Genomic DNA, 24,725 nt, shown 5'->3' with positions numbered 1-24,725 from the left:
GAGCCTTACGACCTTGGCAACGGCTACGGTCACCTGGCTGTCTCGGTCAGCGATCTGGATGCCGAACATGCCCGGTTCGAAGCCGAGGGTCTGAACCCCCGCAAGCTCGTATCCTTTGCTCCGGCAGGCGAGGTGATCGCCCGGTTTTTCTTCGTCGCCGATCCGGACGGGTACCAGATCGAGGTGCTCGAACGCGGTGGGCGGTTCAAGTGATCAGGCCGCACCCGTCCTACCCAACGGGTGCACATCAAACAGGGAGGAGACTACACATGTCACAGAAAGAAAGCCTGCGTGGGCTGACGCGGCGTGACCTGCTCAAGCGTGCGAGCGCGGCAGGCGCGTCCTTTGTCGTCGGGGCCGGGTTCCTTGCGGCCCCCGATGCCGCTTGGGCCTATGAAGCCACGCATCTCGACGCGGAAACCTTTGCCACGCTCGTGCAGATGGCGCGGGACATCTATCCGCACGATCAGGTGGCCGATGAATACTATGTTATCGCGGTCAAGGGCTATGACAGCGCCGAAGCGGCGGCTGGCATCACGGCCGGGATTGCGGCGCTGAACGCGGCCGCTCAGGGCAAGGGCTTTGACAGCTATCTCGCCACCGGATGGGAGCGCGACCGCGTCGACATCCTGCGCGGCATGGAAGACAGCGCGTTCTTCCAGCAGATCCGCGGTGGTCTTGTGACCGGGCTCTATAACCAGAAAGCGGTCTGGCCGATCTTTGGCTACGAGGGCGAGAGCTTCAGCCAGGGCGGCTATATCGACCGCGGTTTCAACGACATCAACTGGCTTTGAGCCATAAGGGAGGACAGACTTATGGCAGCCCCATTTGATCTGAACGACGACAGCGTTGTCGTCATCATCGGCACCGGCGCAGGCGGTGGTGTTCTTGCAAATGAACTGGCCCAGAAGGGCATCAGCGTCGTTGCGCTGGAAGCCGGCGGGCGCTACCTGCCCGAGGATTACATCAACGACGAATGGGAAAGCTTTGGCCAGCTGGCCTGGCTCGACCCCCGCACCACCAGCGGCGACTGGCGCGTGGCCAAGGATTTCTCGGGTCTTCCCGCGTGGATCGTCAAGGCTGTCGGCGGCACCACAACCCACTGGGCGGGCGCCAGCTTGCGCTTTCAGGATCACGAGTGGAAAGCCAAGACCACCTATGGCGACGTGCAGGGGGCAAACCTGCTCGACTGGCCGATCGATCCGCGCGAGATGGACGACTACTACACCAAGGCGGAAAACAAGCTGGGTGTGACACGCACCGGGGACCGTCCGGGACTGCCGGGAAGCAACAACTACCTGGTTTTCGAAAAGGGCGCCAAGGCACTGGGTTATAAAGAGGTCAGCACCGGCCGCATGGCGATCCAGACGCGCGATGATGGCGACCGCATTCCCTGTCAGCAGACAGGCTTCTGTTTTCAGGGCTGTAAATGGGGAGCCAAGTGGTCGGCTGCCTATACCGACATTCCCGAGGGCGAAGCGACCGGCAACCTTGAAGTACGCGAGCGTGCGCATGTGGCCCGCATCCTGCACAACGAGGCAGGAAAGGTCACGGGCGTCGAATACTATGACGCAAACGGCACGCTGCAGATGCAGAAGGCGCGTATTGTCTGCGTTGCGGGCAACTCGTTCGAAAGCCCGCGTCTGCTGCTGAACTCTGCGTCTTCGATGTTCCCGGATGGTCTGGCCAACAGCTCGGGGCAGGTGGGGCGCAACTACATGCGGCACATGACCGGGTCGGTCTATGGCGTCTTCGACAAGCCGGTGAAGATGTGGCGCGGCACAACGATGGCGGGCATTATCCAGGACGAAGCCCGGCACGACCCATCGCGCGGGTTCGTCGGTGGGTACGAGCTGGAAACCCTGTCTCTCGGACTGCCCTTCATGGCGGCGTTCCTCGATCCGGGTGGCTGGGGCCGCGAGTTCACCTCGGCGCTCGATCACTACGAGAACATGGCGGGCATGTGGATCGTGGGCGAGGACATGCCGCAGGAAACCAACCGGGTCACGCTGAACCACGATGTCACCGATCAGTACGGTCTGCCGGTGGCCAACGTGCATTTCGACGACCATCCCAACGACATCGCGATGCGCAACCATGCCTACAAGCAGGGTCAAGCGATCTACGAAGCAGTGGGCGCGACCCGCACCTTCCCGACACCGCCCTATCCGTCGACGCACAACCTCGGCACCAACCGGATGTCCGAGAACCCGCGCGACGGTGTGGTGAACAAGTGGGGGCAGACCCACGACATCGCGAACCTGTTCATTTCGGACGGATCGCAATTCACCACCGGGGCTGCGGAAAACCCGACGCTCACCATCGTGGCGCTGGCGATCCGGCAGGCGGACCACATCGCCCGGGAAATGAGCGCGCAGAACCTTTGAGCCAGACACGGCGCTCCTTCGGGGGCGCCGTTTTTTTACCATTCGGTACAATTTTGAAAGGCAGCACAATCATGCTCGATCTTGGGAACCGCGTTTCGATCTACCAACCCGAACAGGAGGGGTTGATTTTCCCCGAATTGCCGGAGTTCGACACCGTCGAGGCCGAGCGGCAGCACCGCAAGGAACGGCTGGTTGCGGCCTGTCGGGCTTTTGCACAACAGGGGTTCGACTATGGCTTTGCCGGACACCTGACAGTGCGCGATCCGGAACAGCCGGAGCTTTACTGGACCAATCCGATGTGCATCCATTTCGACAAGGTGAAGATGTCGAACCTGATCCTTGTGGATCACAAAGGCACGGTGATCGAAGGCGACCATGCCGTGAACCGTGCAGGGTTCGTGCTGCACGCCAATGTGCATGAGGAACATCCCGACATTATTGCCATGTGCCATGCCCACACCACCTACGGCACCGCATGGTGCGCCACCGGGCGGCCCATCGACCCGATCACGCAGGACGCCTGTGCGTTCTTCGAGGATCATGTCGTCATCGGTGAGCAGGGAGGAGCGGTTGCCGTGGAGAACCACGCTGGTTCAGACGTCGCCAAAGCGTTCAAGGGCGTGAAAGCCGCGCTGCATCAGAACCACGGGCTACTGACCGCGAGCCGTCACAGCATCGAATCCGCCGCGTTCTGGTTCATCGCGCTGGAGCGCTGCTGCCAGCAACAGCTTGACATCGCCGCCTCCGGCATCACGCCGATCCGCATCCCCGACGACCGTGCGCGCTACAGCCGCGAGCATGTGGGCAGCGAGTATATCGGCTGGCTGCATTTCCAGACGATCTGGAACCAGTTGGTGATCGACCAGCCCGACATGTTCTCCTGAGGTTGTCGCCGACCAGTCGGATCTCCGTCTAGGCATCAACCGGGCGGGCAAGGCGCACGGCGGTCTTGCCCGGCCAAAGACGGCGCGAGGGCATGATCAGCACAGTCGGATCATGCGGCGCATGGATTGCCCGGTCGCCGTCATACCCGATCAGCGTGCCCTTGGGCAGGTGCTCCAGCCCGCGCCAGTCCTGCGCAAAGCGAAAGCTGTCGGTCTCGATCGTCACCGGCCCCATCACTTCGTAACAGACGGTCTCGGGCCGGGGCGGACGGGTGGCCATACGGTCTTCGGCGAAATCCGCAGGCACAGCCGCGGTGGCGCGCAGAAAGCCCACGGCGCAATCCTTGGCGACTTCTGCCGCCTCGGCTTCCCAATGCTGGCCACATTCGACCAGCGCCGCATTCCGGTCCGAAGCAGGATCGGCGAAATCACCGAAGTCGCGCATCCGCTGACCTTCGGCATGGCCCTTGTCCGTCACGACGATCCCCGGCCAGCCGATGGCGCGGCCCAGCCTGCGCCCCTTGGCGGCGGGGCCTGCGATGATCAGTGCATCGGTCTTGTGCTGCATCGAATGGATGTCGAGCAGCAGATCCACACTCGACAGCCACGGGCGCAGTTCCCGGGCGCGCTCCACCTCGGGTGTCACCCGGCGGTCAGGATCATCCAGCACGCCATCACCCCAGAGCCGGTTGAAATCCTCCTCCACCCAGCGGGTGGCGTCGGGCACCTCGGGATCGAAGGCCTCGTAGGCGGCGGTGTTGACGAAGGCGAAGGACAGCTTTCCCTGACGCGGGCGCAGTCCCATCTGCATCAGCCAGTCGATGGCAATCGCGCCGCAGGGTTCGTTGCCGTGCACAATCGCCGTAATTGCCACATGCGGGCCTGAGCTGCCGCTGTCGAAGGTCCAGACATAGGGCACGCCGGTATTGCCTTCGGCATAGGCCGAGATGTCGGGCGGGCTCAGTTCGACGGAGTAGATGTTGGGCAATCCGGTGGCCGAGCTTGTCATGCAGGCTGTCCCTCAAGCGCGGTTTCGACGTGGCGGACCAGATGCTGCGCCAGATCGGTGAAGGTGGACTGCAGGGCGGCATAGCCTGCATTCGGGATGCGGTTGGCCTCGTTCATGTAGAGCTTGCGGTTGACCTCGATCTGCATCGAATGGCGGTTCTGCGCCGGGTTGCCATTGGCGCGGATCAACTCCATCCCCTTGTAGGGATCGTTGATCGCCACCGAATAGCCGCGTGCGGTCAGAAACTCCGCGACGGTGTTTGTGAAGTCCGGCGCACAGGCGGTGCCATCGCGGTCGCCCAGCACGAAATCGGGACGAGGCGTGCCGCGCTCTTGTGTCGACATGGCCGACGCAACCTCCTGCATCGAATGGCAGTTCACATGCCAGACCGCGCCCCATTTGGCATGGGACGCATCCAGAAGCGTGCGCAGGTGCGTCTGGTAGGGGCGGTGATAGCGCTTGACCCGGGCATGAACCTCCTCCGGGGGCAGGGGCCGGGTGTAAAGCGGCTCGCCACCGGGCGGCACGCGGGTCCAGCACAGGCCGATGCCGAGGGTGCTCTTGACCGAAGGGTTGAGCGGTTCGGGATAGGGGCCGGACAAAGCGTTCGGGTCCATGTCATCCGGCGCGCGGTTGGCGTCGATGTAGGAGCGCGGGAAATGCGCGTGCAGCAGGACGGCCCCGGCGGGCACGGCCCCGGACCAGAGGTCATGCACATGGGTGTCCTCGGCGTGCCGCAGGAGCGTCGGGTCGGCGGCATGGCCGAAATCGTTCGGGTAGTCCGTGCCGGAATGCGGGCTGTCGAACACGAGGGGCACGCGCTGGGTTTCGGTGCCTTCGACGGTCAGAACGCCGGGGATGTGCAGACTCATTGGGTTCCTCCATCATGCAGGTGACAGGCCACGGATCGTCCGGCGCTGTTCCGCAGCACCGGCACTTCGCGCTGGCAGCGGGGTCCGGCCATCGGGCAGCGGGGGTGGAAATGGCAGCCGGGCGGCGGTGCGAGAGGCGAGGGGATCTCGCCCTTGATCGTGCGATAGGTCTGGCGACCCGCACCCAGACGCGGCACCTGATCAATCAGAGCCTGCGTGTAGGGGTGTTGCGGCGCGTCGAACAGCGCTTCGGTCGAGGCGATCTCGACGATCCGTCCCAGGTACATCACGACCACCCGATCCGCGATATGCTCGATCACGCTCAGGTCGTGGCTGATGAAAAGATAGGTCAGGTCCAGTTCGCGCCGCAGGTCCTGAAACAGGTTGATCACCTGCGCCTGAATCGACACGTCTAGTGCGGCGATGCTTTCGTCGCAGATCAGGAAATCCGGCCGTACGGCCAGCGCCCGGGCAATCCCGATCCGCTGCCGCTGCCCGCCGGAAAACTGGTGCGGAAACCGCTGCGCATAGGCCGGATCAAGCCCCACCTGCCGCAGGATGCCGGCGACATAGGTGCTCATCTCGCGTCGCGTGGTCAGACCGTGATAGACGGCGGCTTCGCCGACGATCTCTTCCACCTTCATGCGCGGATTGAGCGAGGACATCGGGTCCTGAAAGATCATCTGGATGCGCAGCCGCGCGGTCTTGGCCTCGTCCGAGGCCGCATCTGTGACATCGACCCCTTCAAACCGGATCGTGCCGCCACTGACCGGAAGCAAGCCGGCCACCATCCGGCCCAGCGTGGACTTGCCACAGCCGGATTCCCCAACGAGGCCAACCACTTCGCCACGGGCGACGGCAAACGAGGCGGAATCCACCGCGTTCACGCAGCTTTCCGAGACCGACGCGCCCAGCGTCTTGGCCAGCTTTTCGATCGAATCCAGTTTCTTGACGAATTGGCGCGACACCGCGTCGAGTTCGAGCATGGCGGTCATGCGGACACCCCCGGCGTGATCAGCGGATGATGGCAGCGCAACGCCCGGCCCGTGTCTATCTCGTCGATGCCGGGTGCGTCGCTGCGGCAGCGCTCATCGGCGTTGAAGCAGCGCGGCGCAAAGGCGCAACCGGGGGGCAGATGCGCCATATTCGGGGCCATGCCGGGGATCTGGGTCAGCCGTTCTCCGCGCTGGCCGTGACCGGGGATCGACCCCAGAAGACCAACCGAATAGGGATGCCCCGGGGCCGTCAGGACTGCATCGGTCTGGCCGGTCTCGACAATCCGCCCCGCATACATCACCGCCACCCGATCCGCGAGCCCGGCGACAACGGCCAGGTCATGGGTGATCCAGATCAGCGCCGTGCCGGTGTCCCGCGCCAGTTCCTGGATCTCGGCGAGGATCTGGCTCTGGATCGTCACATCCAGCGCCGTGGTCGGCTCATCCGCCACGATCAGGTCGGGGCCGTTCAGCAGGGCGATGGCAATCGCCACCCGCTGCCGCATCCCGCCCGAAAACTGGTGCGGATAGGCGTCCAACCGTTCGGCGGGCGAGGGGATGCCCACCTTGGCCAAAGCCGATATGGCGCGGTCCCGTGCGGCCTTGGCGCTGACCTTCTCATGGGCGCGCACCGCTTCGATCATCTGGGTGTCGATGCGCAGAACCGGGTTCAGCGTCATCATCGGATCCTGAAAGATCATTGCGATCTTGTTGCCGCGCAGACGCCGCATCTCGGCCTCGGGCAGTTGTGCCAGATCCTGACCCCGGAACATGATGTGCCCGCCCACCACACGTCCCGGCGGATCGACCAGCCGCAGGATCGAGAACCCGGTGACGGATTTGCCGGATCCGCTTTCGCCGACCAGCCCCAGCACCTCGCCTTCGTTCAGCGCGAAATCGACCCCGTCCACCGCCTTGACCACACCGGCATCGGTGAAGAAATGGGTTTGCAGGTTGTGCACTTCGAGAACACTCATTTGCGCAACCTCGGGTTCAGGGTGTCGCGCAGGCGGTCACCGACAAGATTGATCGACGCCACGATCGCCAGAAGGGCCACGCCGGGATACATGCTCATCCAGTATTGGCCCGACAGCATATAATCGTACCCGTTCGCGATCAGCAGACCAAGCGAGGGCCGCGTGATCGGCACGCCGACCCCAAGGAAGGACAGCGAGGATTCCAGCACGATGGTGTTGGCGATCTGCACGGTCGAGATCACCAGCAGCGGCGGGATGCAGTTGGGCAGCAGATGCTTGAAGATGATCCGCCGCACCGGCAGGCCCAGACCCCGCGCCGCGTCGATATATTCCTTGCGGGTTTCCGACAGCGCGGTGCCCCGGACGGTGCGGGCGTAATAGGCCCATTGCACGATGATCAGCGCGATCACGACCTTGTCCAGCCCGCGCCCGAACGCCGCCATCAGCATCAGCGCCACAAGGATCGACGGGAAGGACAGTTGCAGGTCCACCAGCCGCATCAGGATGGTCTCGACCCGTCCCCCGGCCCATGCCGCGTAGATGCCCACGACCACGCCGATGGCCATCGCGACCAGCGTGGCGATGATGGCGACCGACAGCGACACCCGCAGGCCGTAAAGGATGCCCGACAGAATATCGCGCCCCTGTTCGTCGGTGCCCAGATGATAGGTCATCGCCCCGTCAAAGGTGGTCGATCCCGGCGGCAGGCGGCCATCCATGATGTCCAACTGGCGCAGGTCATAGGGGTTCTGCGGTGCGATCTCATTGGCAAAAAGCGCGAGCACCACCAGCAAAAGCAGACTGCCCGCCGCGATATAAGCCACGGGACCGTTGAAGAACTGCCGCCCCCGCCCGCGCAGCAGATGGGCGCAGATCGCGACGAACCCGATCAGCATCAGCACCCGTGCGGGCAGGCTGCTCCAGTCCGGGCCGAAGGCAAGAGCAAGCGTGGCGAGCGCCATCGCCGCCGTCACCAGCCAGGGCAGGGCGTCGGCGGTCCGTTCGCGCAGCGGGATCGGGGCGGGCATCTCGGTCATGCCGTCCCTCCGGTCACACGCACGCGCGGGTCGAGGATCGTGTAGACGATGTCGACCACAAGGTTGATCACGATAAAGATCAGAACCGTCATCATCAGGTAGGCCACGATCACTGGCCGGTCGAGCGTCAGGATCGAGTCGATCAATAGCTTGCCCATCCCCGGCCATGCAAAGACGGTTTCGGTCACCACGGCGAAGGCGATCATCGAGCCCAGCTCAAGACCCAGAACAGTCACGATCGGGATCATGATGTTCTTCAGGACATGCACAAACAGGATGCGCGTCTCCGACACCCCTTTGGCGCGGGCGAATTTCACGTAATCCTGCACCAGCGCCTCCTGCGTGCCTGCGCGCGCGAGGCGCGTGACCAGCGACGCCTTGTAAAGCGCCAGGGTCAGGGCGGGCAGGATCATGTATTGCAACCCGTTTTCGGAAAAGATCGACAGCCGGATGCCGAACACATCCACGGTGTCACCCCGCCCGGTCGAGGGCAGCCAGCGCAATTCGACCGCAAAGATCAGGATCAGCAGCATCCCGACCCAGAAATTCGGCAGGGAAAAGCCGAAGATCGACCCGGTCATGATCGCGCGGCCCTGCCATTTGTCGGCCTTGTAGCCAGCATAGACGCCCAGCGGAACACCGATCAGAACGGAGAAGAACAGCCCCAAAGCGGCCAGTTCCAGCGTCGCGGGCATGTAATGCAGGATCAGCGTCACCGCACTTTCGCCATGCACGAAACTGCGGCCCAGATCGCCCTGCAAAGCGTTGCCGACGAAGGTGAAGAACTGGATGTAGATCGGCTGGTCGAACCCGAACCGCGCCATCGTTTCCTCGATCTCGCGCGGGGTGGCGTCGGGCGAAATGAGAATGTCGACGGGGTTGCCGATCATGTAGATGCCGAAGAACACGATCACCATCATCGCAAGGGCCACGAAGATGGACTGCGCAATCCGTCTGAGCAGGTAGACAAGCATGCCGTGGGGCGCTTTCCGGGCTGGACGAGGGAAAAGGGTCCCACGGCGGCCCGGAGGCCGCCGCAGGCGTTCAGCGAGTGGTGATTATTGCACCGGCTTGATCGAGGCGGGCAGCGTGTACTGATCCACGCGCGGCGCATAGGTGACCTTGTCGGTCATCGCCCAGGGCGTCACCTCGAAATGCAGCGGCAGGATGGCCCAATCCGCCATCGCCACGCGCGAGGCTTCGCGCAGAAGCTCCTGACGGGCGTCATCATCGACGGTGGCGAGCGCCTTGGTCAGCAGGTCATCCACCTCGGGGTTGGAATACTGGCCCCGGTTGGTGCCGCCATAGCCGCGGTCGCCGTCGCGGGTGGCCACCAGCGCCTTGATCGGCGATGACATCTCGCCGGTGCCCGCACCCCAGCCCGCAAGATAGACCGAGAATTCATAGGCGTTCCGGCGCGAGAAGAAGGTCGAGGCTGTGACAGCGTCGATCTCTGTCGGGATGCCGATCCGCGCCCACATCTGTGCAACCGCCTGTGCAACCTGCGCGTCGTTGATGTAGCGGTCATTCGGCGTGCCGATGGTGATGCCGAACCCGTCCGGGTAGCCCGCCTCGGCCAAAAGTGCCTGAGCGCGCTCCGGGTCATAGGGGGCAGGCGGCATGGCGCCTTCCTCATGCGCACCGAACATTCCGGCAGGCAGCAATTCGCCCGCCGCCACGGCCACGCCGCCCATGATCCGGTCGACGATGGCATCGCGGTTGATGGCGATGGACAGCGCCTCACGCACCCGCACGTCCTTGAGCGGGTTCTTCCCGTCGGTGCCGGTGATCATCGGGCTGGGTTCCTGCGCATGGTCCATATGCAGATAGATCACGCGGTTGGAAATGCCCTGCACGACCTGCAGACCGCCTTCGGCATTGATGCGCTCCAGATCCTGCAGTGGTGGATTCTCGATGAAATCGACATCCCCTGCAAACAGCGCCGCGACACGCGGACCGTCCGAGGTCAGCGGCTTCATGCTCACCCGCTCCCACGGCGCGGCCTCGCCCCAGTAATCCGGATTGCGGACCAGTTCGATGCCCTCACCCCGGCGGAAGCTTTCCAGCAGGAACGGCCCGGTGCCGATGGCGGCTGCGCCATCGTTGAAGGCCTGTGTCTCGGGATAGGCGATGTCACCGCAGCCATCCGGCGAGAAGTCGATGGTCGACGCGTCCACGCCATTGGCCTTGGCGGAAATGACACCCCAGGTCGAAAACTCGGTCGGCAAGAGCGGGTAGGGCGCTTCGGTGTGCACGATCAGCGTCAGCGGATCCGGTATTTCGAAATCCTTGATTGCCTTGGTATAAGTGGTGAAGAGCGACGGCGAATCCGGCACGCCGGGGATGCGGCAGACGGAATAGACCACGTCATAAGCATCAAACGCCGACCCGTCCGAGAAGGTCACACCCTCGCGCAGCTTGAATTCCCAGCGGGTGTCATCCAGCGGCTTCCAGCTTGTCGCAAGCTGCGGGAACAGCTTTTGCTGCTCGTCCGTGCCGACAAGGGATTCGAACACGTTGCGGCGCAACTGGTTGTTCGGACCAAGGTTATGGAAATGCGGGTCCGCCGAACTGGGCTCGGCGGCCAGCCCGATCCGCAACTCCTGTGCGACGGCGGGCAGGGCGGGCAAGGCGGCTGCAATGGCAACGGCGGTCAGGCGCAGATACCTGAGGGTCATGGAACATCTCCCTGTTCATCCGGGTCTGCAGATGCAGCCCGGTTCATTTTCTGAAAGTGCTCCAAGGTTACCGCCGCACCGGCATGAAGGAAGAAAAAGCTCCATGCGCTTTTGCTATGCAGGTATGCCATAACCGTATTATCCTGCATCCGACGGCGACAGGCAGGGGACACACATGCGCAACAACTGGCATTCGATCCGGGAATACGAAGCGCTGCGCGCCGTGATCACCTCGGGCACCACAAATGGCGCGGCCCGGCTTCTGGGCATCTCGCAACCCAGCGTCAGCCGCGCGGTGAGCCAGCTCGAAGCGCGGCTCGATGTGGTGCTCTTCGAACGACGCGGCGGGCGTCTGCGCCCCACCGCCGAGGCGCTGCGCCTGAATGCGCAACTCGACCGTCTTTTCGATGCGATCTCGCTCATCAACGGGGCCGATCCCGATGATCCCGGCACCCATCCGCTGCGCCTTGCGGCGCCGCCCTCGCTGTCCGATCTCGTCGGTTCCTGCATGGCCAGTTTCATGAAGCTGCACCCGTCCCAGCCCATGTCGCTTGAAACCTGCACCTCGAACGGGCTGGTCAGTCGCCTTGTCGATGATGCGGTGGATCTGGGGTTCACCCATGCGGATCTGACCCATTCCGCCATGGAACTGATCCCGTTTCAGGAAAGCGAGGCGGTCTGCGTCATGCCACGCGGCCATCCGCTTGCGGTGCATGACGTGATCACGCCGGACCTTCTGGACGGCCAGAACTTCATCTCGATCCTGCGGCGGCACATCGTCCGCTCGCGTCTGGATCGGCTGTTTTCCGAGGCCGGTGTCGCCCCGAAGCGGGTGGCCGAAGTGGCCACCGGGCTGAGCGCCGTGACCCTCGCCCGGGCGGGCAGCGGCGTCACCGTGATCTGTCCCTTCCCCGTGCTGCGGGCCGATGATCCGACACTGACGATCCGCCCGTTCCTGCCGCGCTTTGTCTATCGCACGTCCTTTGCGGTCTCGACCGTGCGTCCCCTGACCAAGACCGCGCGCGCCTTCATGCGTCATGTGAAAATGTCCATCCGGTCCGATCCGGCATGGCACGGAATCGTCACCGAACGCAGCACGCGGCCGGTGGTGGAAGAGCGCGCCTGACCGCCGGGTCCCGGCGACCCCCTGCGCCCGTCCCTGTCGAAACAGCGTTGACCTTGGGCGCGGCTTGGGGCGAAGTCAGTCCGTATCCGATCCCGGAGGAAGCCCGATGCCCACCAACGAAAACCCGATCTGGTCTCATGTCGACGCGCATCGCGAGGCCTTTGTCGGCCTTGCCGACCGTGTCTTCGACACCCCGGAACTGGCCTATACCGAGGTCAAATCCTGCGCCGCACATACCGAGATGCTGCGGCAACAGGGCTTCCGCGTGCGCGAAGCCGTGGCGGGCATCCCCACGGCGGTGATCGGCGAGGCGGGATCAGGCGGCCCGGTCATCGCCATCCTTGGCGAATACGACGCGCTGCCGGGGCTGAGCCAGCAGCCGGGACTGGCGGAACCCAGAATGATCGACGACAGCGGCTTTGGTCACGGCTGTGGGCACAATCTTCTGGGCGCTGCGGCGATGCTTGCGGCGACGGCGGTCAAGGACTGGCTGGTCGCCGAAGGCATCGCGGGCACGGTGCGGTACTACGGCTGCCCGGCGGAAGAGGGCGGCGCCGCCAAGACCTACATGGTGCGCGACGGCCTGTTCGACGATGTGGACATCGCGATCACGTGGCACCCCGCCGGGTTCAACGCCGTCGATGACGCGCGGTCCCTCGCCAACACCCGGATCGACTTCACCTTCACCGGCAAGGCCGCGCATGCCGCCGGTGCCCCGGAACTGGGGCGCTCGGCGCTGGATGCGGTCGAGCTGATGAACATCGGTGTGAACTACATGCGCGAACACATGCCCGACGATGCACGGGTGCATTACGCCTATCTCGATGCCGGTGGCCCCGCGCCCAACGTCGTGCAGGCCCGCGCCACCGTCCGCCAACTGATCCGCGCGCGCGACCTCAAGGGGCTGGCCGATCTGGTGCAGCGCGTCCGCGCCATCGCCGACGGGGCGGCGCTCATGTCGGGCACCAAAGTCGAGTCGCGGGTCTTTTCCGCCGTGTCGAACCTGATCGGCAACCGCCCGCTGGAAGAGGCGATGCAGGCCGAATTCGAGGCCCTTGGCCCCGTGCCCTTTGACGCCGCCGATCTGGCCTTCGCCCGCGAGATCCAGACGACGCTGACCCAGGACGACATCGCCAGCATGTTCCAGCGGCTCAGCATGAAGCCCGATTACGACAAACCGATCTGTGATTTCATTGCGCCTTTGGACCGGCCCTTCGGTGGGGGCATGGGATCGACTGACGTGGGCGATGTGAGCTGGGCCGTCCCCACCGTGCAGGCGCGCGTCGCGACCTGCGCCATGGGCACGCCGCTGCACACATGGCAGCAGACGGCACAGGGCAAGGCGCCCTTTGCACACAAGGGCATGGTCCACGCCGCCAAGGTCATGGCCGCCACCGCCCGCGCCGCCATTGCAAACGACCTGCTGCGCGCCGCGGCGAAACAGGCGCACCAGCAGCATCTGGCCGAATTCCCCTATGCCTGCCCGATCCCGGCCTCCACTCGGCCTCCGGTTGCGGCAGAATGAGGCGAGAGCTGTAGTGCGTGTATCTGGGCCAAGGCTCTTTGGAATAACTTGACCGATCCATCGGAATGCGGTGCTCTTGCCTTAGGGTCATCCCGGTGCAGGGTGTGCCGGACGTGCAATCCCCTCGGACGGAAGGTCATTTCATGCCAAACATCACGCCGACATACGGAGCGCTTTCCGGGACACTTGGTCAGCAGTTCACACTGGGTATCGGGACACCTGTTGTCTCCAGCAGCAGCGCGGATTGTCTTGAAGTTTCACGCAAGGCCAATGTCAGCACAGGTGGCGCGGTCAGCGTGAGCGAAGTGTCGGGAGGCACCGGTGTCTGGGTGCTCTATATTCCCGACCGTGCCACGTACGGATTCGCCGTCGGCGGATCGGGCTGGATGGGCACCGGGCCCTTCAGCGGGTGCCATATTGCATTCTTCACCAAGAACGGGCGCGTGGGCATGGCGCATATCGCGAAACCGTCGAGCGCCGCCGAAGCCGCATGGAACACCTTTCGCACTGCCGGGGGTGTCACCGTTCTCAATGAATGGAAAGTGCCTTTGCCGGACATGACGAAGTTCTCGGCGAGCTACCTGTTTCTTGATCTGTCCGATCCGACATCGGTCGGGCTGGCGCAGGTAGATGTGCATGTGCGGGGCATGGGCGGGTCCGACGGCTCGATTTTCTCGGTCAAGAAGGTGGTCTGATCCTCCCGATGTTGGCGCCGCCTTGGTTGCCCAGCCCAACGGCGCGACGTAACACTGTCGCATGACCCACAGCTTCACAATCGACCGGGCCGAGCTGCGGATGGTGCATCTGCCGCTTCTGACACCCTTCGTCATCTCGACCGGGACGATGACGCACAAGACTTTTCCGCTTCTCATCCTCGAGGCGGACGGCATCACCGGGATCGCCGAAGGGGTGATGGACCCGCTGCCGGATTGGCTCGAGGAAACCAATGCAGGGGCGCTGGACCTGTTGCGCACTGCCATCTTGCCCAGGCTGGTGGGGATGCGGATCACCAGCCCGTCGGATGTGGACCCGCTGCTGGCCCCGTGGCGTGGCAACCGGATGGCCAAGGCGGTGGCGGAAATGGCGGTCTGGGATCTCTGGGCGCGGTCACTTGACCTGCCGCTCTGCGCGCTGCTGGGCGGGGTGCGCGACCAGATCGAGGTGGGGGTCAGCCTTGGCATCGCGCCGCTTGACGTGACTCTCGACCGGATTGCCGAGGCACAGGCGCAGGGCTATCGGCGGACCAAGCTGAAGATCCGGCAGGGGCATGATCTGGCGCTGCTCGAAGCGGTGCGTGCGCAGTTTCCGGACATCAAGCTGACGGTCGACGCGAACACCGATTACGGCCTTGCCGATCTTGCGACCCTGCGCGGCATGGATGCGTTCGGCCTCGACTATATCGAACAGCCCTTGGCCCATGACGACATCCTTGACCACGGACAGGTGCAGGCGGCGCTGCAAACGGCGATCTGTCTGGACGAAAGCATCCGCACCGCCAAGGACGCGCGCGTCGCGCTTCAGATGGGGGCCGCGCGGGTGATCAACATCAAGGTGGGCCGCGTCGGTGGCCTAGCCGAGGCGCGCAGGGTTCACGATGTCTGCGCCGCCTTCGGTGCGCCGGTCTGGTGTGGTGGCATGCTCGAAAGCGGGGTGGGGCGGGCGCACAACATCCACCTTGCCACCATGCCCAACTTCACCAAACCGGGCGACACCTCCAGCGCCAGCCGCTATTTCGCGCGGGACATCATCAACGAACCGCTCGAGGCGACGGGTGGACTGATGCCCGTGCCGCCGGGGCCGGGGATCGGCGTGACCCTGGACAGGGCCTATCTCGACACCGTGTCGGACCTGGTCGAGGTCTGGACCGCATGACCGATCTGATCCTGCGCGACCTTGCCTCGCTTGCCCAGATGAAGGCGGCCGAGGCGTTCCAGCGAAGCGTCTGGGGCGAGGACGATCCGGCGGACAATTCCGACCTGATGCTGGCGATCCAGCACGAGGGCGGGCTGGTTGCGGGCGCGTTTGACGGCGACAGGATGCTGGCGTTTCTCTTCGCCTTTCCCACCAGCGATCCCACCGCACAGCATTCGCACCGTCTTGGGGTACATCCCGACGCGCAGGGGCGGGGGTTGGGGCTGCGCATGAAGCTCTATCAGAAAGACTGGTGCCTTGCGCGCGGCATCACCCGCGTGCGCTGGACCTATGATCCGGCGCGGCGGGCCAATGCGGTGCTGAACATCTACCGCCTGGGGGCGACGGCCAACATCTACTACCGCGACTATTACGGGGAGATGGAGGGCATCAACGCCGGTGTTCCCTCGGACCGGTTGCTGGCCGATTGGGATCTCACCCGTGCGGACGGGGCGACGGCCAATCCCGTGGACACCGTCCCGATCCCCGCCGATTTCGCCCGGCTGGCCGCGGATGACCCGGCCACGGCCTTGTCGGAACGGCTGCGCATCCGCCAAGCACTTGAGGCGGGCTTTGCCGATGGGCTGCAGATCGCGGGCTTTGACCGCCGCGAAAACGCCTATCTGCTGGCGCGCGGCGCCTAAAGGCTGTCGCGGAACGTGGTCAGGAAGGCTTCGGCATTGGTGCGCAGCGACGGGCCAAGATAGCCGCCTTCTTGAATGAGCACCGTCGGCAATCCCATCGCCGCGATCCGGCGGGCCATTTCGGCGAAACCTTCGGCATAGACCTGCACCGCCGCCAACGGATCATCTGCGGCCATGTCAAAGCCCAGCGACACCACCAGCGCTTCGGCGTCGAACTCCTGAACCGCGGCGATACCACGGTCGAGGGCGGCGAGAACCTCGGCCTCACCATCGCCCATGCTCAGGACCTCGTTGCGGGTGAACCCAAGGCCCGCGCCTTCGCCGGTCTCATCCGCATAGCCCAGATAGAAGGTGGGATAGACCGCCGGGTCGGGATGCAGCGAACAGAAGAACACATCGTCCCGGTCATAGAAGATGTCGAGGCTGCCATTTCCCGTATGCACATCCACATCCAGAAGTGCGACCCTTTCCCATTTGCCCCGCAGGTGATGCGCTGCAATGGCGGCGTTGTTGAAGAAACAGAACCCGTTCGCGCAGTTGGTCATCGCATGATGCCCCGGCGGGCGGCTCAGCCCGTAGGCGGCGCGCGCGCCGTTCACCACGTCCGTGGCCGCGGCAAGGGCGGTCTGTGCGGACCAGTAGATCGCCTCGTAGGTATTCTCGGTGAGCGGCGTCGAGGTGTCGGTCATCCACCACCCCATCGCACCGTTGATGTCCTTCGGGCAGCGCCCGCGCCGTGTGCCGGGGTGGCGTGTGGGAATGCCAAGCGCGCCGTCAGGGGCTTCCGCAAGGAACCGGTCATAGGCATCTAAAAAGAAATCGACATAGGCCGGATCATGCACTGCCTTCACGGGCGCGATCCCGAAATCCTGCGGTGCCTCGACCACAAACCCGTTCGCCAGCAGCATGTCCCGGATCAGGATAGCGCGTTCGGGCTGTTCCGGATGCGGCATCGGCGCGCCGCCGCGATAGTAGACCTCGGGTTTGTGTCCCAGTTGGCGCTCGTCGAAATAGGTTTTCATGCAGGCTCTCCCTTCTTGGTCCGGGGCGATATGACAGGGCTAGCATGGCCCGTCCCCCCTTGCCACGCCAGCGGCGAACCTTTTAGCTGCATCACAAGACTCACCGAGATTGCGAAAGATGTGCCCCATGGACCTGCGCCCGAATTCCGACGAAGCCCGCGACATTGCCTACCACTTCCACAGCTACACCAATGCCCGCCTGCACGAGCAGAACGGCCCGCTGATCATGGACCGGGGCGAGGGCGTTCATGTGTTCGACACCCATGGCAACAAGTATATCGAGGGCATGTCAGGCCTCTGGAGTGTTGCCGTCGGCTTCAACGAACAGCGCCTGATTGATGCAGCGACCCGGCAGATGCAGAAGCTGCCTTACTATCACAACTTCGCACACCGCTCGCACGGGCCGGCGATTGATCTGGCGGAAAAGCTGATCGGCATGGCCCCCGTGCCGATGAGCAAGGTGTTCTTCACCAATTCCGGGTCCGAGGCAAATGACACGATCCTCAAGATGGTCTGGTACCGCTCGAACGCGCTGGGCAAGCCCGAGAAGAAGAAAGTGATTTCGCGCATTCGGGGCTATCACGGGGTGACGATTGCCTCGGCCTCGATGACCGGGCTGCCCTACAACCACAAATCCTTCGACCTGCCGCTGCCCGGCATCCTGCACACGACCTGCCCGCATTACTGGCGCGAAGGGCAGGAGGGAGAGAGCGAAGAACAGTTCGCCACCCGCTGCGCTGAAGACCTCGACGCGATGATCCAGGCGGAAGGGCCGGATACGATTGCGGCCTTCATCGCTGAACCGGTGATGGGCGCGGGCGGCGTTGTCGTGCCGCCCAAGACCTATTGGGAGAAAATCCAGGCGGTCCTGGGAAATTACGACATCCTGCTGATCGCCGACGAGGTGATCTGCGGCTTTGGCCGGACCGGCAAGATGTTCGGCTGCGAGACCTTCGGCATCAAACCCGACATCATGACCATGTCAAAGCAGATCACGTCGTCCTATTTCCCGTTCTCGGCCTTTATGATGACCGAAGAGGTCTATGCGCCCATCGCCGACGAATCCGGGCGCATCGGCGTGTTGGGCCACGGCTATACCGGCGGCGCGCATCCGGTTGGGGCGGCGGTGGCGCTGGAGAACCTCAAGATCATCGAGGAACGCGATCTCGTGGCGAATGCCGCCGAACGCGGGGCCGAGTTGCAGGCGGGCCTGCGCACCTTCGTCGATCACCCGCTGGTGGGCGAGGCGCGGGGCGTGGGCCTGATCGCTGCGCTGGAAATCGTTGCACCAGAGGGCCGCGCGGAGGAATTCGCACCCGGCAAGATGGGCGCGGGGCTCAATGCGCATTTTCTGAAGAACGGTCTGATCTCGCGCAACATGATGGACGCGATGGCGTTCTGTCCGCCGATGATCATCCAATCCGCGCAGATCAGCGAAATCCTCGCCGCTGTCGAGAAAAGCCTCGACGGGTTTCAGGCCGAACTGAGCGCCTGATCATTCGTCATGGCTGCAAGGTCGAGTTGCGTCGGAGATGGTTCTCCGACGTGTCACCTCACGTCAATTCAGCCCAAACGCGCAGTTTGCCGTTGACTTGAGCCCCGTCGGCTCTGTTCAGTTGTCGCAACAAGATGGCAGCAAAAAACCGCCGACGGGAGGACAGTCCATGACGTTCAGAACACTTGCCCTTGCCAGCACCATGCTCACGGGACTTGCGGGTCTCGCCACCGCAGAAGAGCTGCGCTTCGATGATGTATTCATCATAGGCGACTCGCTGAGCGATGCGGGGGCCTATTCGCAATCGGTGATTGCGGGCGGGATGGGGGCACTGCCGGTCATCAACTACAAGTTCCTGACCAACGCGCCCGACGGATCGTCGCTGACCTATGGCGAATTCCTTGGCCGCGAGCTGGGTTTGGCCCTTGGTCCCAATGTCTATTCGGCGGTGCCGCTGGCCGGGCAGGGCGAAGTGGCGCTGGGCGGCACGATCTATGCCGAAGGTGGATCGCGCGTGACCGACCCGACGGGTATCGGATTCAACCCGTCGCAGGGCATCACCACACGGTCGCTGACCGAACAGGTGGACCGGATGCTGGCGGATCGCCCCGAGCTGGGCGAGAACGATCTGGTCATTCTCTGGGGCGGGGCCAACGATGTCTTCGCGCAGGCTGGCGCGGTTGGAGGCGGTCTGCTTGCGCCCGATGCGGCAGCGGCGAACATGGCGCAGGCCGCCACCGAACTGGTGGGTCTTGTCGACCGCGTTCGCGCGGCCGGTGCGGAGTCCGTGATTGTCGTCACCATCCCGGACATCGGCACGACGCCTTTCGGTATTTCCTCGGGTCCGCAGGGCGCAGGTCTGCAGACAGCCTTGACCAACGCGTTCAACAGCACCCTGCTGGCCTCCATCGGGGACCGCGCGGTGATCGTGGACAGCCAGAAGCTTTTGGGCGCGGTTCAGGCCGATCCGGCGAAATACGGGTTCACCGCGCCGAATGCTGCCGTGATCCCGGCCTGTCCGGACACCTCGCTCAGCTGTCTGCAGGGGTTGAACGCCAGCGCCGACAGCGAGCAGCGCGTCTTTGCCGACGGTGTCCACCCCACGACTTCGGCCCATGCGCTGTTCGGTCAGGCGGCGTTTGCCGGGCTTCAGGCGGCCACGCAGACCGGTGCGATTTCCGTGGCCACGATGACCGCCTTGCGTCAGCACGGGCTTTCGATCGAGAACCGGATGAACCCCACGGTGCTGTTCACCACGGACGAAAACGGCGAGCGGCGGCGCCGCGAGGTGGGCGAGATCGACGTCTATGCCAGCCTTGATTTCGGCAGTTTCGAGGGCGACGCGCAGCAGGTGACACCGGGGCTCGAAGGGGCGACGCGGGTGCTCAAGGCGGGGGCCGACATCGCGGTTGCACCCAATGCGACCATCGGCGCGGGGATCAGCCTTGATTACGGCGAGGTCGATTTCGACAATGACGCGGGCGGTTTCGACACGGACTTGTTGATCGGCGTCGTGTTCGGCCAGATTGCCCTGTCTCCAAAATACTATCTGAACGCGGCCTTCGGCGGCGGGCGGATCAATGTCGATGACATCACCCGCAGCTTTACCCTTGGTCCTGCGACCGAGACCTACACTGCCGATACCGAAGGCAGCTATCGCTTTGCCCGGATCGGTGGCGGCGCGATCTATCCGCTGAACGATCAGGTGCGGCTCAACCCGTTTGCGCATTACACATGGGAAAAGGTGTCCATCGACGGCTTCACCGAATCGAATGGCGCAGCCAGCCTGTCCTATGGCGACAGCGAATACGAATCCAAGCGCCTGACCGCAGGTCTGTCCGCTATCTTCTCGCCGGCGAACATGGACGGGGTGGTGTTCAACCTGCGTGGCTCGATCGAGCATGATTTCAACGATGATCCGCTGGTCGTGTCGCTCGGGCCGGATGCCAACACGCTCGGCAGCGTGTCCGCGCCGCGTCCGGACCAGACATGGGGCTACATCTCGGGCTCGGTGGTCAAGGAGATGGGATCGGGGGCGTTCCTGAGCCTGACCGGCACAAGTTCCATCGGCCTCGACGGATCGCGCGGCTTTACCGGCGCAGTGACCTACAAGATGTCGTTCTGATCGGGGAAGGGGGCTGCGTGTCCCCGTCCTTCAAAAAGGCAAAGGCTGCCGGATCGGCAGCCTTCATCATGTGTAACAGATGGAAAGGGTGCGTTACCCGCCCCAGCTGCGGACGGGACCGCAATCCATGTGCACGAAGTTCGACCCGGAATAGCGGCCGACGCCTCCGGCCTTGCAGGCCGCTGCGGCGCGCGCCATCTGGTTGACCGACCGCGAATTGAGGCGCAGGTCTGCCGCCTGGCCCTTGAGATGCAGGGAATTCTTTGCAACGCCGGAGCTGCGGCTGCGCAGCATAGCGTTGGTCTTGGGGCTGCGATAGCCGCTCAGAAGCATGTAGGGTTCGGATACGTCGAGAAGATTATGCGCCGCCGCCATAATGTCGATCGTGCGCAGATCGATGGATTTCACGTCATTGGTGCGCCAGTCGCGCATGAAGTGGTGCACCTCTTTGACGGCGTCCCCGATATATTCACCTTCGATCCAGTAGATCATGTCGATGCGTTCGCCGGTGCGGCCAGAGTACATCTTGATCCGTCGGATATCCCCCCCGCCGCGCAGGAACCCTGCCGCATTTGCGAAAGTTGGCGCCGCTGTGACAGCTGTTGCCGCGAAGGCGGCCAGCAATCCACGGCGCGTGAAGCCGCCAGATACCGTGTCAGTCATTGAAAAGTGCCTGTCCCGTTTTTCACTTTACCCGTCGTCCGTGTCGTTCCACGGACCTGCCGAATGCCTTGGTGCGCAGACTATGACACATCCCGAATCTCAAAAAAACCTAAAGTTCCGAGGAAATTTCCAATTCAAGCATTTTCGGCAGGATTCTGCTTAAACTCGCAAACTGTGTTAAAGTTACGCTACACGTGCCATGGGCGATGCAGAGGTGCCGCATGTCCCTGATAAAACGCAAAAACAAACTTTTTGTGAATGGACAGCCGTGGCTGCCAACGGGACCATCGGGAACAACGCTGTACCCTTGCGGGTTGGGTTTGGGCCTTTTGGAGAGAAAATGATGACCTATCGGACGTTTTTGCGTGGCGCAGCCGTGATCGCCCTTGTGGCGGCCAGCTATACGGTCCCGCAGAGCGCCGGAGCGGTTCAGGTCACGGCCTTCCAGCAAGCCGTGGCCGAAAGCCTGTCAGGCGACGAGCAGATCGCCGCCTTTTACCGTGAGCGTGGATTCGAGCCGATCTGGACCGGTGGCACGCCGGCCGATCTCGAACGCCGCACCGCGTTGCTCGAGGCGCTGAGCATGGCGCATTACCACGGACTGCCTGCATCGCGATATGACGCCGAGGCGCTCCTGTCGCGCATGGCGTCCGTCCGGAGCGGATTCGACCGTGGTGCGCTCGAAGTGTCGCTGACCGAACTCTATCTCCAGTTTGCCCGCGATCTGCAGACCGGCGTGATCGACAATCCGCGCCGCGTCCGCAATGAAATCGTCCGCGACATCCCGCGCCGCGAGACCAGCTACTACCTCGACGGGCTGATGTCGGATGCCCCGCAGGCGTTTCTTGCGTCGCTGGTGCCGCAGTCGCAGGAATACGCCCGACTGATGAAATCCAAGATGCGGCTGGAACATCGCATCGCCCATGGCGGGTGGGGTGCGCCTGTGCCCTCCGGCAAGTATGAGCCCGGTGTTACCGGGGCAGGGGTTGTGGCGCTGCGCGACCGTCTCATCGCGATGGGCTATCTCGATCCCACTGTCACGGCGCGCTACGACACATCCCTGACCGAAGCGGTTCGCACCTTCCAGGAAGACCACGGCCTGACCGTCGATGGCGTGGCCGGGGGTGAAACGCTCGCCCAGATCAACGTCCCGCCGCAGGACCGGCTGAAATCGGTCATCGTGGCGATGGAGCGCGAACGCTGGATCAACAAGCCCGAGGGCCTTGGTGATCGGCACATTCTTGTCAATCTTACGGATTTCAACGCCCGTATCTTCGACCATGGCAAGCTGACCTTCGAGACCCGGTCGGTTGTCGGTCATCAGGACATCGACCGTCAGACACCGGAATTCTCGGATGTGATGGACCATATGGTGATCAACCCGAGTTGGTACGTGCCGCGCTCGATCATCGTGAATGAGTACCTGCCGAAACTGCGCTCCAATCCGGGGGCCGTATCGCATCTGCAGATCACTGACAGCCGGGGCCGTGTCGTCAGCCGCAACCAGAGCTTTGCCCGCTACAGCGGCAACAGCTTCCCGTTTGCCATGCGTCAGCCGCCGGGACCGAACAACGCGCTGGGAACGGTCAAGTTCATGTTCCCCAACAAGCACAACATCTACCTGCATGACACACCGGCCAAGAGCCTGTTTTCGCGCGAGGTACGCACCTACAGCCATGGCTGCGTGCGTCTCAATGATCCGCACGATTTTGCCTATGCGTTGCTGGCACGACAGACCGATGATCCGGTCGGCTTTTTCCAGTCGCGTCTGCGCAGCGGGTCCGAAACGCGGGTCAACCTCGATCAGCCCGTGCCGGTGCACCTGATCTACCGGACCGCCTTCACGACGGCCAAGGGCCACACCAAGTACCGCCGCGATGTCTACGGTCGCGATGCGGCGATCTGGGACGCCCTTCGTGCGGCAGGGGTGGAGATCGGCGGCGTTCGCAGCTAAATCTCTCGGCAATCAGGCCGGAGGCAGCATGTCCTACACCATTGCACAGATCGCGGACGCCCTCGGCATCCGCGCCGAAGGCGATACCGCATTGAAGGTGTCGGCCGTGGCCGAACCGGCGCAGGCTGGCGAGAGTGATCTCGCCCTCGCGATGAAACCTGAATTTGCGGATCAACTGTGGCAGGGCAGGGCGCGCGCGGCGATGCTCTGGGACGGCGCGGATTGGCGGGCGATGGGGCTGGACGCCGCCCTGATGTCGCCGCGCCCCCGGTTCGCGATGTCGGGCCTGTCGGCCATGATGGATCCGGGTGCCGGATATCCGACAGGCATACACGAGACAGCAGTGATCGACCCCACGGCGCAACTGGGCGACGGCGTCTCGGTGGGGCCGTTCGCTGTCATAGGTGCAGGCGTCCGGATCGGCGCGGGATCGGTGATCGGCGCGCAGGTCTTTGTCGGACGCGACACGCGGATCGGAGAGGGCGCGCTGCTGCATCCGGGCGTCAGGATCGGCCACGGCGTCACCATAGGCGACCGCTTCATCGCGCATTTCGGGGCCACAGTCGGTGCCGATGGGTTCTCCTTCGTCACCCCCGAACCCTCGGCCGCGGAAAAGGTGCGCGAAACGCTGGGGGATCAGGCGGGGGCGACCGCGCAAAGCTATGCCCGCATCCATTCGCTGGGCGGCGTCGAGATCGGCGACGATGTGGAGCTTGGCGCCAACAGTTGCATCGACCGGGGCACGGTGCGCGCCACCCGCATCGGCAACGGGTGCAAGTTCGACAACCTCGCCCAGATCGGCCATAACGTGGTGATCGGCAACGATTGCCTGATCTGCGCGCAGGTCGGCATCGCCGGGTCCAGCCGCATCGGCAACAATGTCGTGCTGGGGGGGCAGACCGGGGTCAGCGACAACCTCTTCATCGGGGACAACGTGGTCACCGGCGGGGCCACCAAGGTGCTGTCCAATGTGCCCTCGGGCCGCGTCATGCTGGGCTATCCGGCGATGAAGATGGACAGCCAGCTTGAGATCTACCGCCAGCTCCGCCGCCTGCCGCGCCTGATCGTGGATGTCGCCAGCCTCAAGAAAGCGGTTTCAAAGACGGGTCCAAGCGACTAGATCACGGGGCAGTTGCAACAGCCATCGGATCGGACAGATGAGCGTACAGGACCGGGTCATCCGCATCATTGCGGAGCAAGCCATGATCGAGCCGTCGGATGTGAGCATGACCGACACGATGCAGGACCTCGGGATCGACAGCATGGGACTGGTCGAATGTATCTTCGCCCTCGAAGAGGAATTCGACATCGAGGTGCCCTTCAACGCCAATGAACCGGAAAAAAGCGATTTCGACATCTCGTCAGTGGCCTCGGTTCTGGCCGGGATCGAGGGGCTGATCGCCCGACAGAAGGACTGACCA

23 protein-coding genes are annotated in these 24,725 nt (G+C 63.7%); 14 read left to right on the top strand and 9 right to left on the bottom strand.

Annotated features, from left to right (window positions below):
• The 4 genes from MRY75_RS09730 to MRY75_RS09715 all read left to right on the top strand — a co-directional run.
• A partial coding sequence (locus MRY75_RS09730; RefSeq protein WP_366934922.1) for a VOC family protein occupies nucleotides 1-213 on the top strand: 213 nt, incomplete at its 5' end.
• 56 nt (nucleotides 214-269) lie between these two features.
• Nucleotides 270-794 (top strand): twin-arginine translocation signal domain-containing protein, encoded by a 525-nt coding sequence (locus MRY75_RS09725; RefSeq protein WP_292307347.1) that lies wholly within the window; start codon nucleotides 270-272, stop codon nucleotides 792-794.
• A 21-nt stretch (nucleotides 795-815) separates the two neighbouring features.
• Nucleotides 816-2,387, top strand: coding sequence for a GMC family oxidoreductase (locus tag MRY75_RS09720; RefSeq protein WP_292307345.1), 1,572 nt, complete (start codon nucleotides 816-818; stop codon nucleotides 2,385-2,387).
• Nucleotides 2,388-2,458: 71 nt separating this feature from the next.
• Nucleotides 2,459-3,271: a class II aldolase/adducin family protein gene (locus MRY75_RS09715; RefSeq protein WP_292307343.1), complete on the top strand. Its 813-nt coding sequence runs from the start codon at nucleotides 2,459-2,461 to the stop codon at nucleotides 3,269-3,271.
• Nucleotides 3,272-3,299: 28 nt separating this feature from the next.
• Here MRY75_RS09715 and MRY75_RS09710 read toward each other — a convergent pair whose 3' ends face one another.
• The 7 genes from MRY75_RS09710 to MRY75_RS09680 form a co-directional block, all read right to left on the bottom strand.
• Nucleotides 3,300-4,280, bottom strand: a complete 981-nt coding sequence (locus MRY75_RS09710) for a succinylglutamate desuccinylase/aspartoacylase family protein (protein WP_292307342.1) — start codon at nucleotides 4,278-4,280, stop codon at nucleotides 3,300-3,302.
• Nucleotides 4,277-5,152 carry an N-formylglutamate amidohydrolase gene (locus MRY75_RS09705; RefSeq protein ID WP_292307339.1) on the bottom strand — a complete coding sequence of 292 codons (876 nt, stop codon included), beginning with the start codon at nucleotides 5,150-5,152 and terminating at the stop codon, nucleotides 4,277-4,279. Before MRY75_RS09705 ends, MRY75_RS09710 begins: the two co-directional genes overlap by 4 nt.
• The gene (locus MRY75_RS09700) at nucleotides 5,149-6,147 is read right to left on the bottom strand and encodes an oligopeptide/dipeptide ABC transporter ATP-binding protein (protein WP_292307338.1); all 999 of its coding nucleotides are present in this window, start codon (nucleotides 6,145-6,147) and stop codon (nucleotides 5,149-5,151) included. Before MRY75_RS09700 ends, MRY75_RS09705 begins: the two co-directional genes overlap by 4 nt.
• Nucleotides 6,144-7,124 (bottom strand): ABC transporter ATP-binding protein, encoded by a 981-nt coding sequence (locus MRY75_RS09695; protein ID WP_292307336.1) that lies wholly within the window; start codon nucleotides 7,122-7,124, stop codon nucleotides 6,144-6,146. The genes MRY75_RS09700 and MRY75_RS09695 overlap by 4 nt, the downstream gene beginning before the upstream one ends.
• Nucleotides 7,121-8,161, bottom strand: a complete 1,041-nt coding sequence (locus MRY75_RS09690; protein WP_292307335.1) for an ABC transporter permease — start codon at nucleotides 8,159-8,161, stop codon at nucleotides 7,121-7,123. The genes MRY75_RS09695 and MRY75_RS09690 overlap by 4 nt, the downstream gene beginning before the upstream one ends.
• Nucleotides 8,158-9,135, bottom strand: a complete 978-nt coding sequence (locus tag MRY75_RS09685) for an ABC transporter permease (protein WP_292307333.1) — start codon at nucleotides 9,133-9,135, stop codon at nucleotides 8,158-8,160. The genes MRY75_RS09690 and MRY75_RS09685 overlap by 4 nt, the downstream gene beginning before the upstream one ends.
• Before the next feature lie 84 nt (nucleotides 9,136-9,219).
• Nucleotides 9,220-10,839, bottom strand: a complete 1,620-nt coding sequence (locus tag MRY75_RS09680) for an ABC transporter substrate-binding protein (protein WP_292307331.1) — start codon at nucleotides 10,837-10,839, stop codon at nucleotides 9,220-9,222.
• 175 nt (nucleotides 10,840-11,014) lie between these two features.
• On the opposite strand from MRY75_RS09680, the gene MRY75_RS09675 reads away from it, so the two are divergent.
• From MRY75_RS09675 to MRY75_RS09655, 5 genes are all read left to right on the top strand, one after another.
• Nucleotides 11,015-11,965, top strand: coding sequence for a LysR substrate-binding domain-containing protein (locus tag MRY75_RS09675; RefSeq protein ID WP_292307329.1), 951 nt, complete (start codon nucleotides 11,015-11,017; stop codon nucleotides 11,963-11,965).
• Between the two features lie 106 nt (nucleotides 11,966-12,071).
• The gene (locus tag MRY75_RS09670; protein WP_292307327.1) at nucleotides 12,072-13,490 is read left to right on the top strand and encodes a M20 family metallopeptidase; all 1,419 of its coding nucleotides are present in this window, start codon (nucleotides 12,072-12,074) and stop codon (nucleotides 13,488-13,490) included.
• A 143-nt stretch (nucleotides 13,491-13,633) separates the two neighbouring features.
• Nucleotides 13,634-14,185 (top strand): hypothetical protein, encoded by a 552-nt coding sequence (locus MRY75_RS09665; protein ID WP_292307325.1) that lies wholly within the window; start codon nucleotides 13,634-13,636, stop codon nucleotides 14,183-14,185.
• A gap of 61 nt (nucleotides 14,186-14,246) precedes the next feature.
• Entirely contained in the window at nucleotides 14,247-15,362 is a 1,116-nt protein-coding gene (gene menC, locus MRY75_RS09660; protein WP_292307323.1) for an o-succinylbenzoate synthase, read from the top strand.
• Complete coding sequence (locus MRY75_RS09655; protein WP_292307321.1) at nucleotides 15,359-16,045, top strand: GNAT family N-acetyltransferase; 687 nt, start codon at nucleotides 15,359-15,361, stop codon at nucleotides 16,043-16,045. Before menC ends, MRY75_RS09655 begins: the two co-directional genes overlap by 4 nt.
• Here MRY75_RS09655 and MRY75_RS09650 read toward each other — a convergent pair.
• A complete protein-coding gene (locus MRY75_RS09650) occupies nucleotides 16,042-17,067 on the bottom strand; it encodes a histone deacetylase family protein (protein ID WP_292307319.1) in 1,026 nt (341 codons plus the stop codon). The genes MRY75_RS09655 and MRY75_RS09650 overlap by 4 nt on opposite strands.
• Before the next feature lie 127 nt (nucleotides 17,068-17,194).
• Here MRY75_RS09650 and MRY75_RS09645 point away from each other — a divergent pair, with 127 nt between their 5' ends.
• Nucleotides 17,195-18,562, top strand: coding sequence for an aspartate aminotransferase family protein (locus MRY75_RS09645; protein ID WP_292307318.1), 1,368 nt, complete (start codon nucleotides 17,195-17,197; stop codon nucleotides 18,560-18,562).
• A gap of 169 nt (nucleotides 18,563-18,731) precedes the next feature.
• A complete protein-coding gene (locus tag MRY75_RS09640; protein WP_292307316.1) occupies nucleotides 18,732-20,687 on the top strand; it encodes an autotransporter domain-containing protein in 1,956 nt (651 codons plus the stop codon).
• Between the two features lie 93 nt (nucleotides 20,688-20,780).
• Here MRY75_RS09640 and MRY75_RS09635 read toward each other — a convergent pair whose 3' ends face one another.
• The gene (locus MRY75_RS09635; RefSeq protein WP_292307315.1) at nucleotides 20,781-21,350 is read right to left on the bottom strand and encodes a DUF882 domain-containing protein; all 570 of its coding nucleotides are present in this window, start codon (nucleotides 21,348-21,350) and stop codon (nucleotides 20,781-20,783) included.
• A gap of 340 nt (nucleotides 21,351-21,690) precedes the next feature.
• Between MRY75_RS09635 and MRY75_RS09630 the strand changes: the two genes are divergently transcribed.
• Genes MRY75_RS09630 through MRY75_RS09620 form a run of 3 tightly spaced genes read left to right on the top strand, consistent with a single transcriptional unit; the run spans nucleotide 21,691 to nucleotide 24,722 of the window.
• On the top strand, nucleotides 21,691-23,304 hold the full coding sequence (locus tag MRY75_RS09630; protein WP_292307313.1) for a L,D-transpeptidase family protein: 1,614 nt from the start codon (nucleotides 21,691-21,693) through the stop codon (nucleotides 23,302-23,304).
• A 28-nt stretch (nucleotides 23,305-23,332) separates the two neighbouring features.
• The gene (gene lpxD, locus MRY75_RS09625; RefSeq protein ID WP_292307311.1) at nucleotides 23,333-24,424 is read left to right on the top strand and encodes a UDP-3-O-(3-hydroxymyristoyl)glucosamine N-acyltransferase; all 1,092 of its coding nucleotides are present in this window, start codon (nucleotides 23,333-23,335) and stop codon (nucleotides 24,422-24,424) included.
• Between the two features lie 37 nt (nucleotides 24,425-24,461).
• The gene (locus MRY75_RS09620; protein WP_292307308.1) at nucleotides 24,462-24,722 is read left to right on the top strand and encodes an acyl carrier protein; all 261 of its coding nucleotides are present in this window, start codon (nucleotides 24,462-24,464) and stop codon (nucleotides 24,720-24,722) included.
• Nucleotides 24,723-24,725: the final 3 nt, after the last annotated feature.

This window comes from Marivita sp., assembly GCF_022763305.1.
Lineage (GTDB): Bacteria > Pseudomonadota > Alphaproteobacteria > Rhodobacterales > Rhodobacteraceae > Marivita.
Note: the sequence above shows the minus strand (reverse complement) of the source record. Positions and strands in the feature narration are given on the sequence as shown.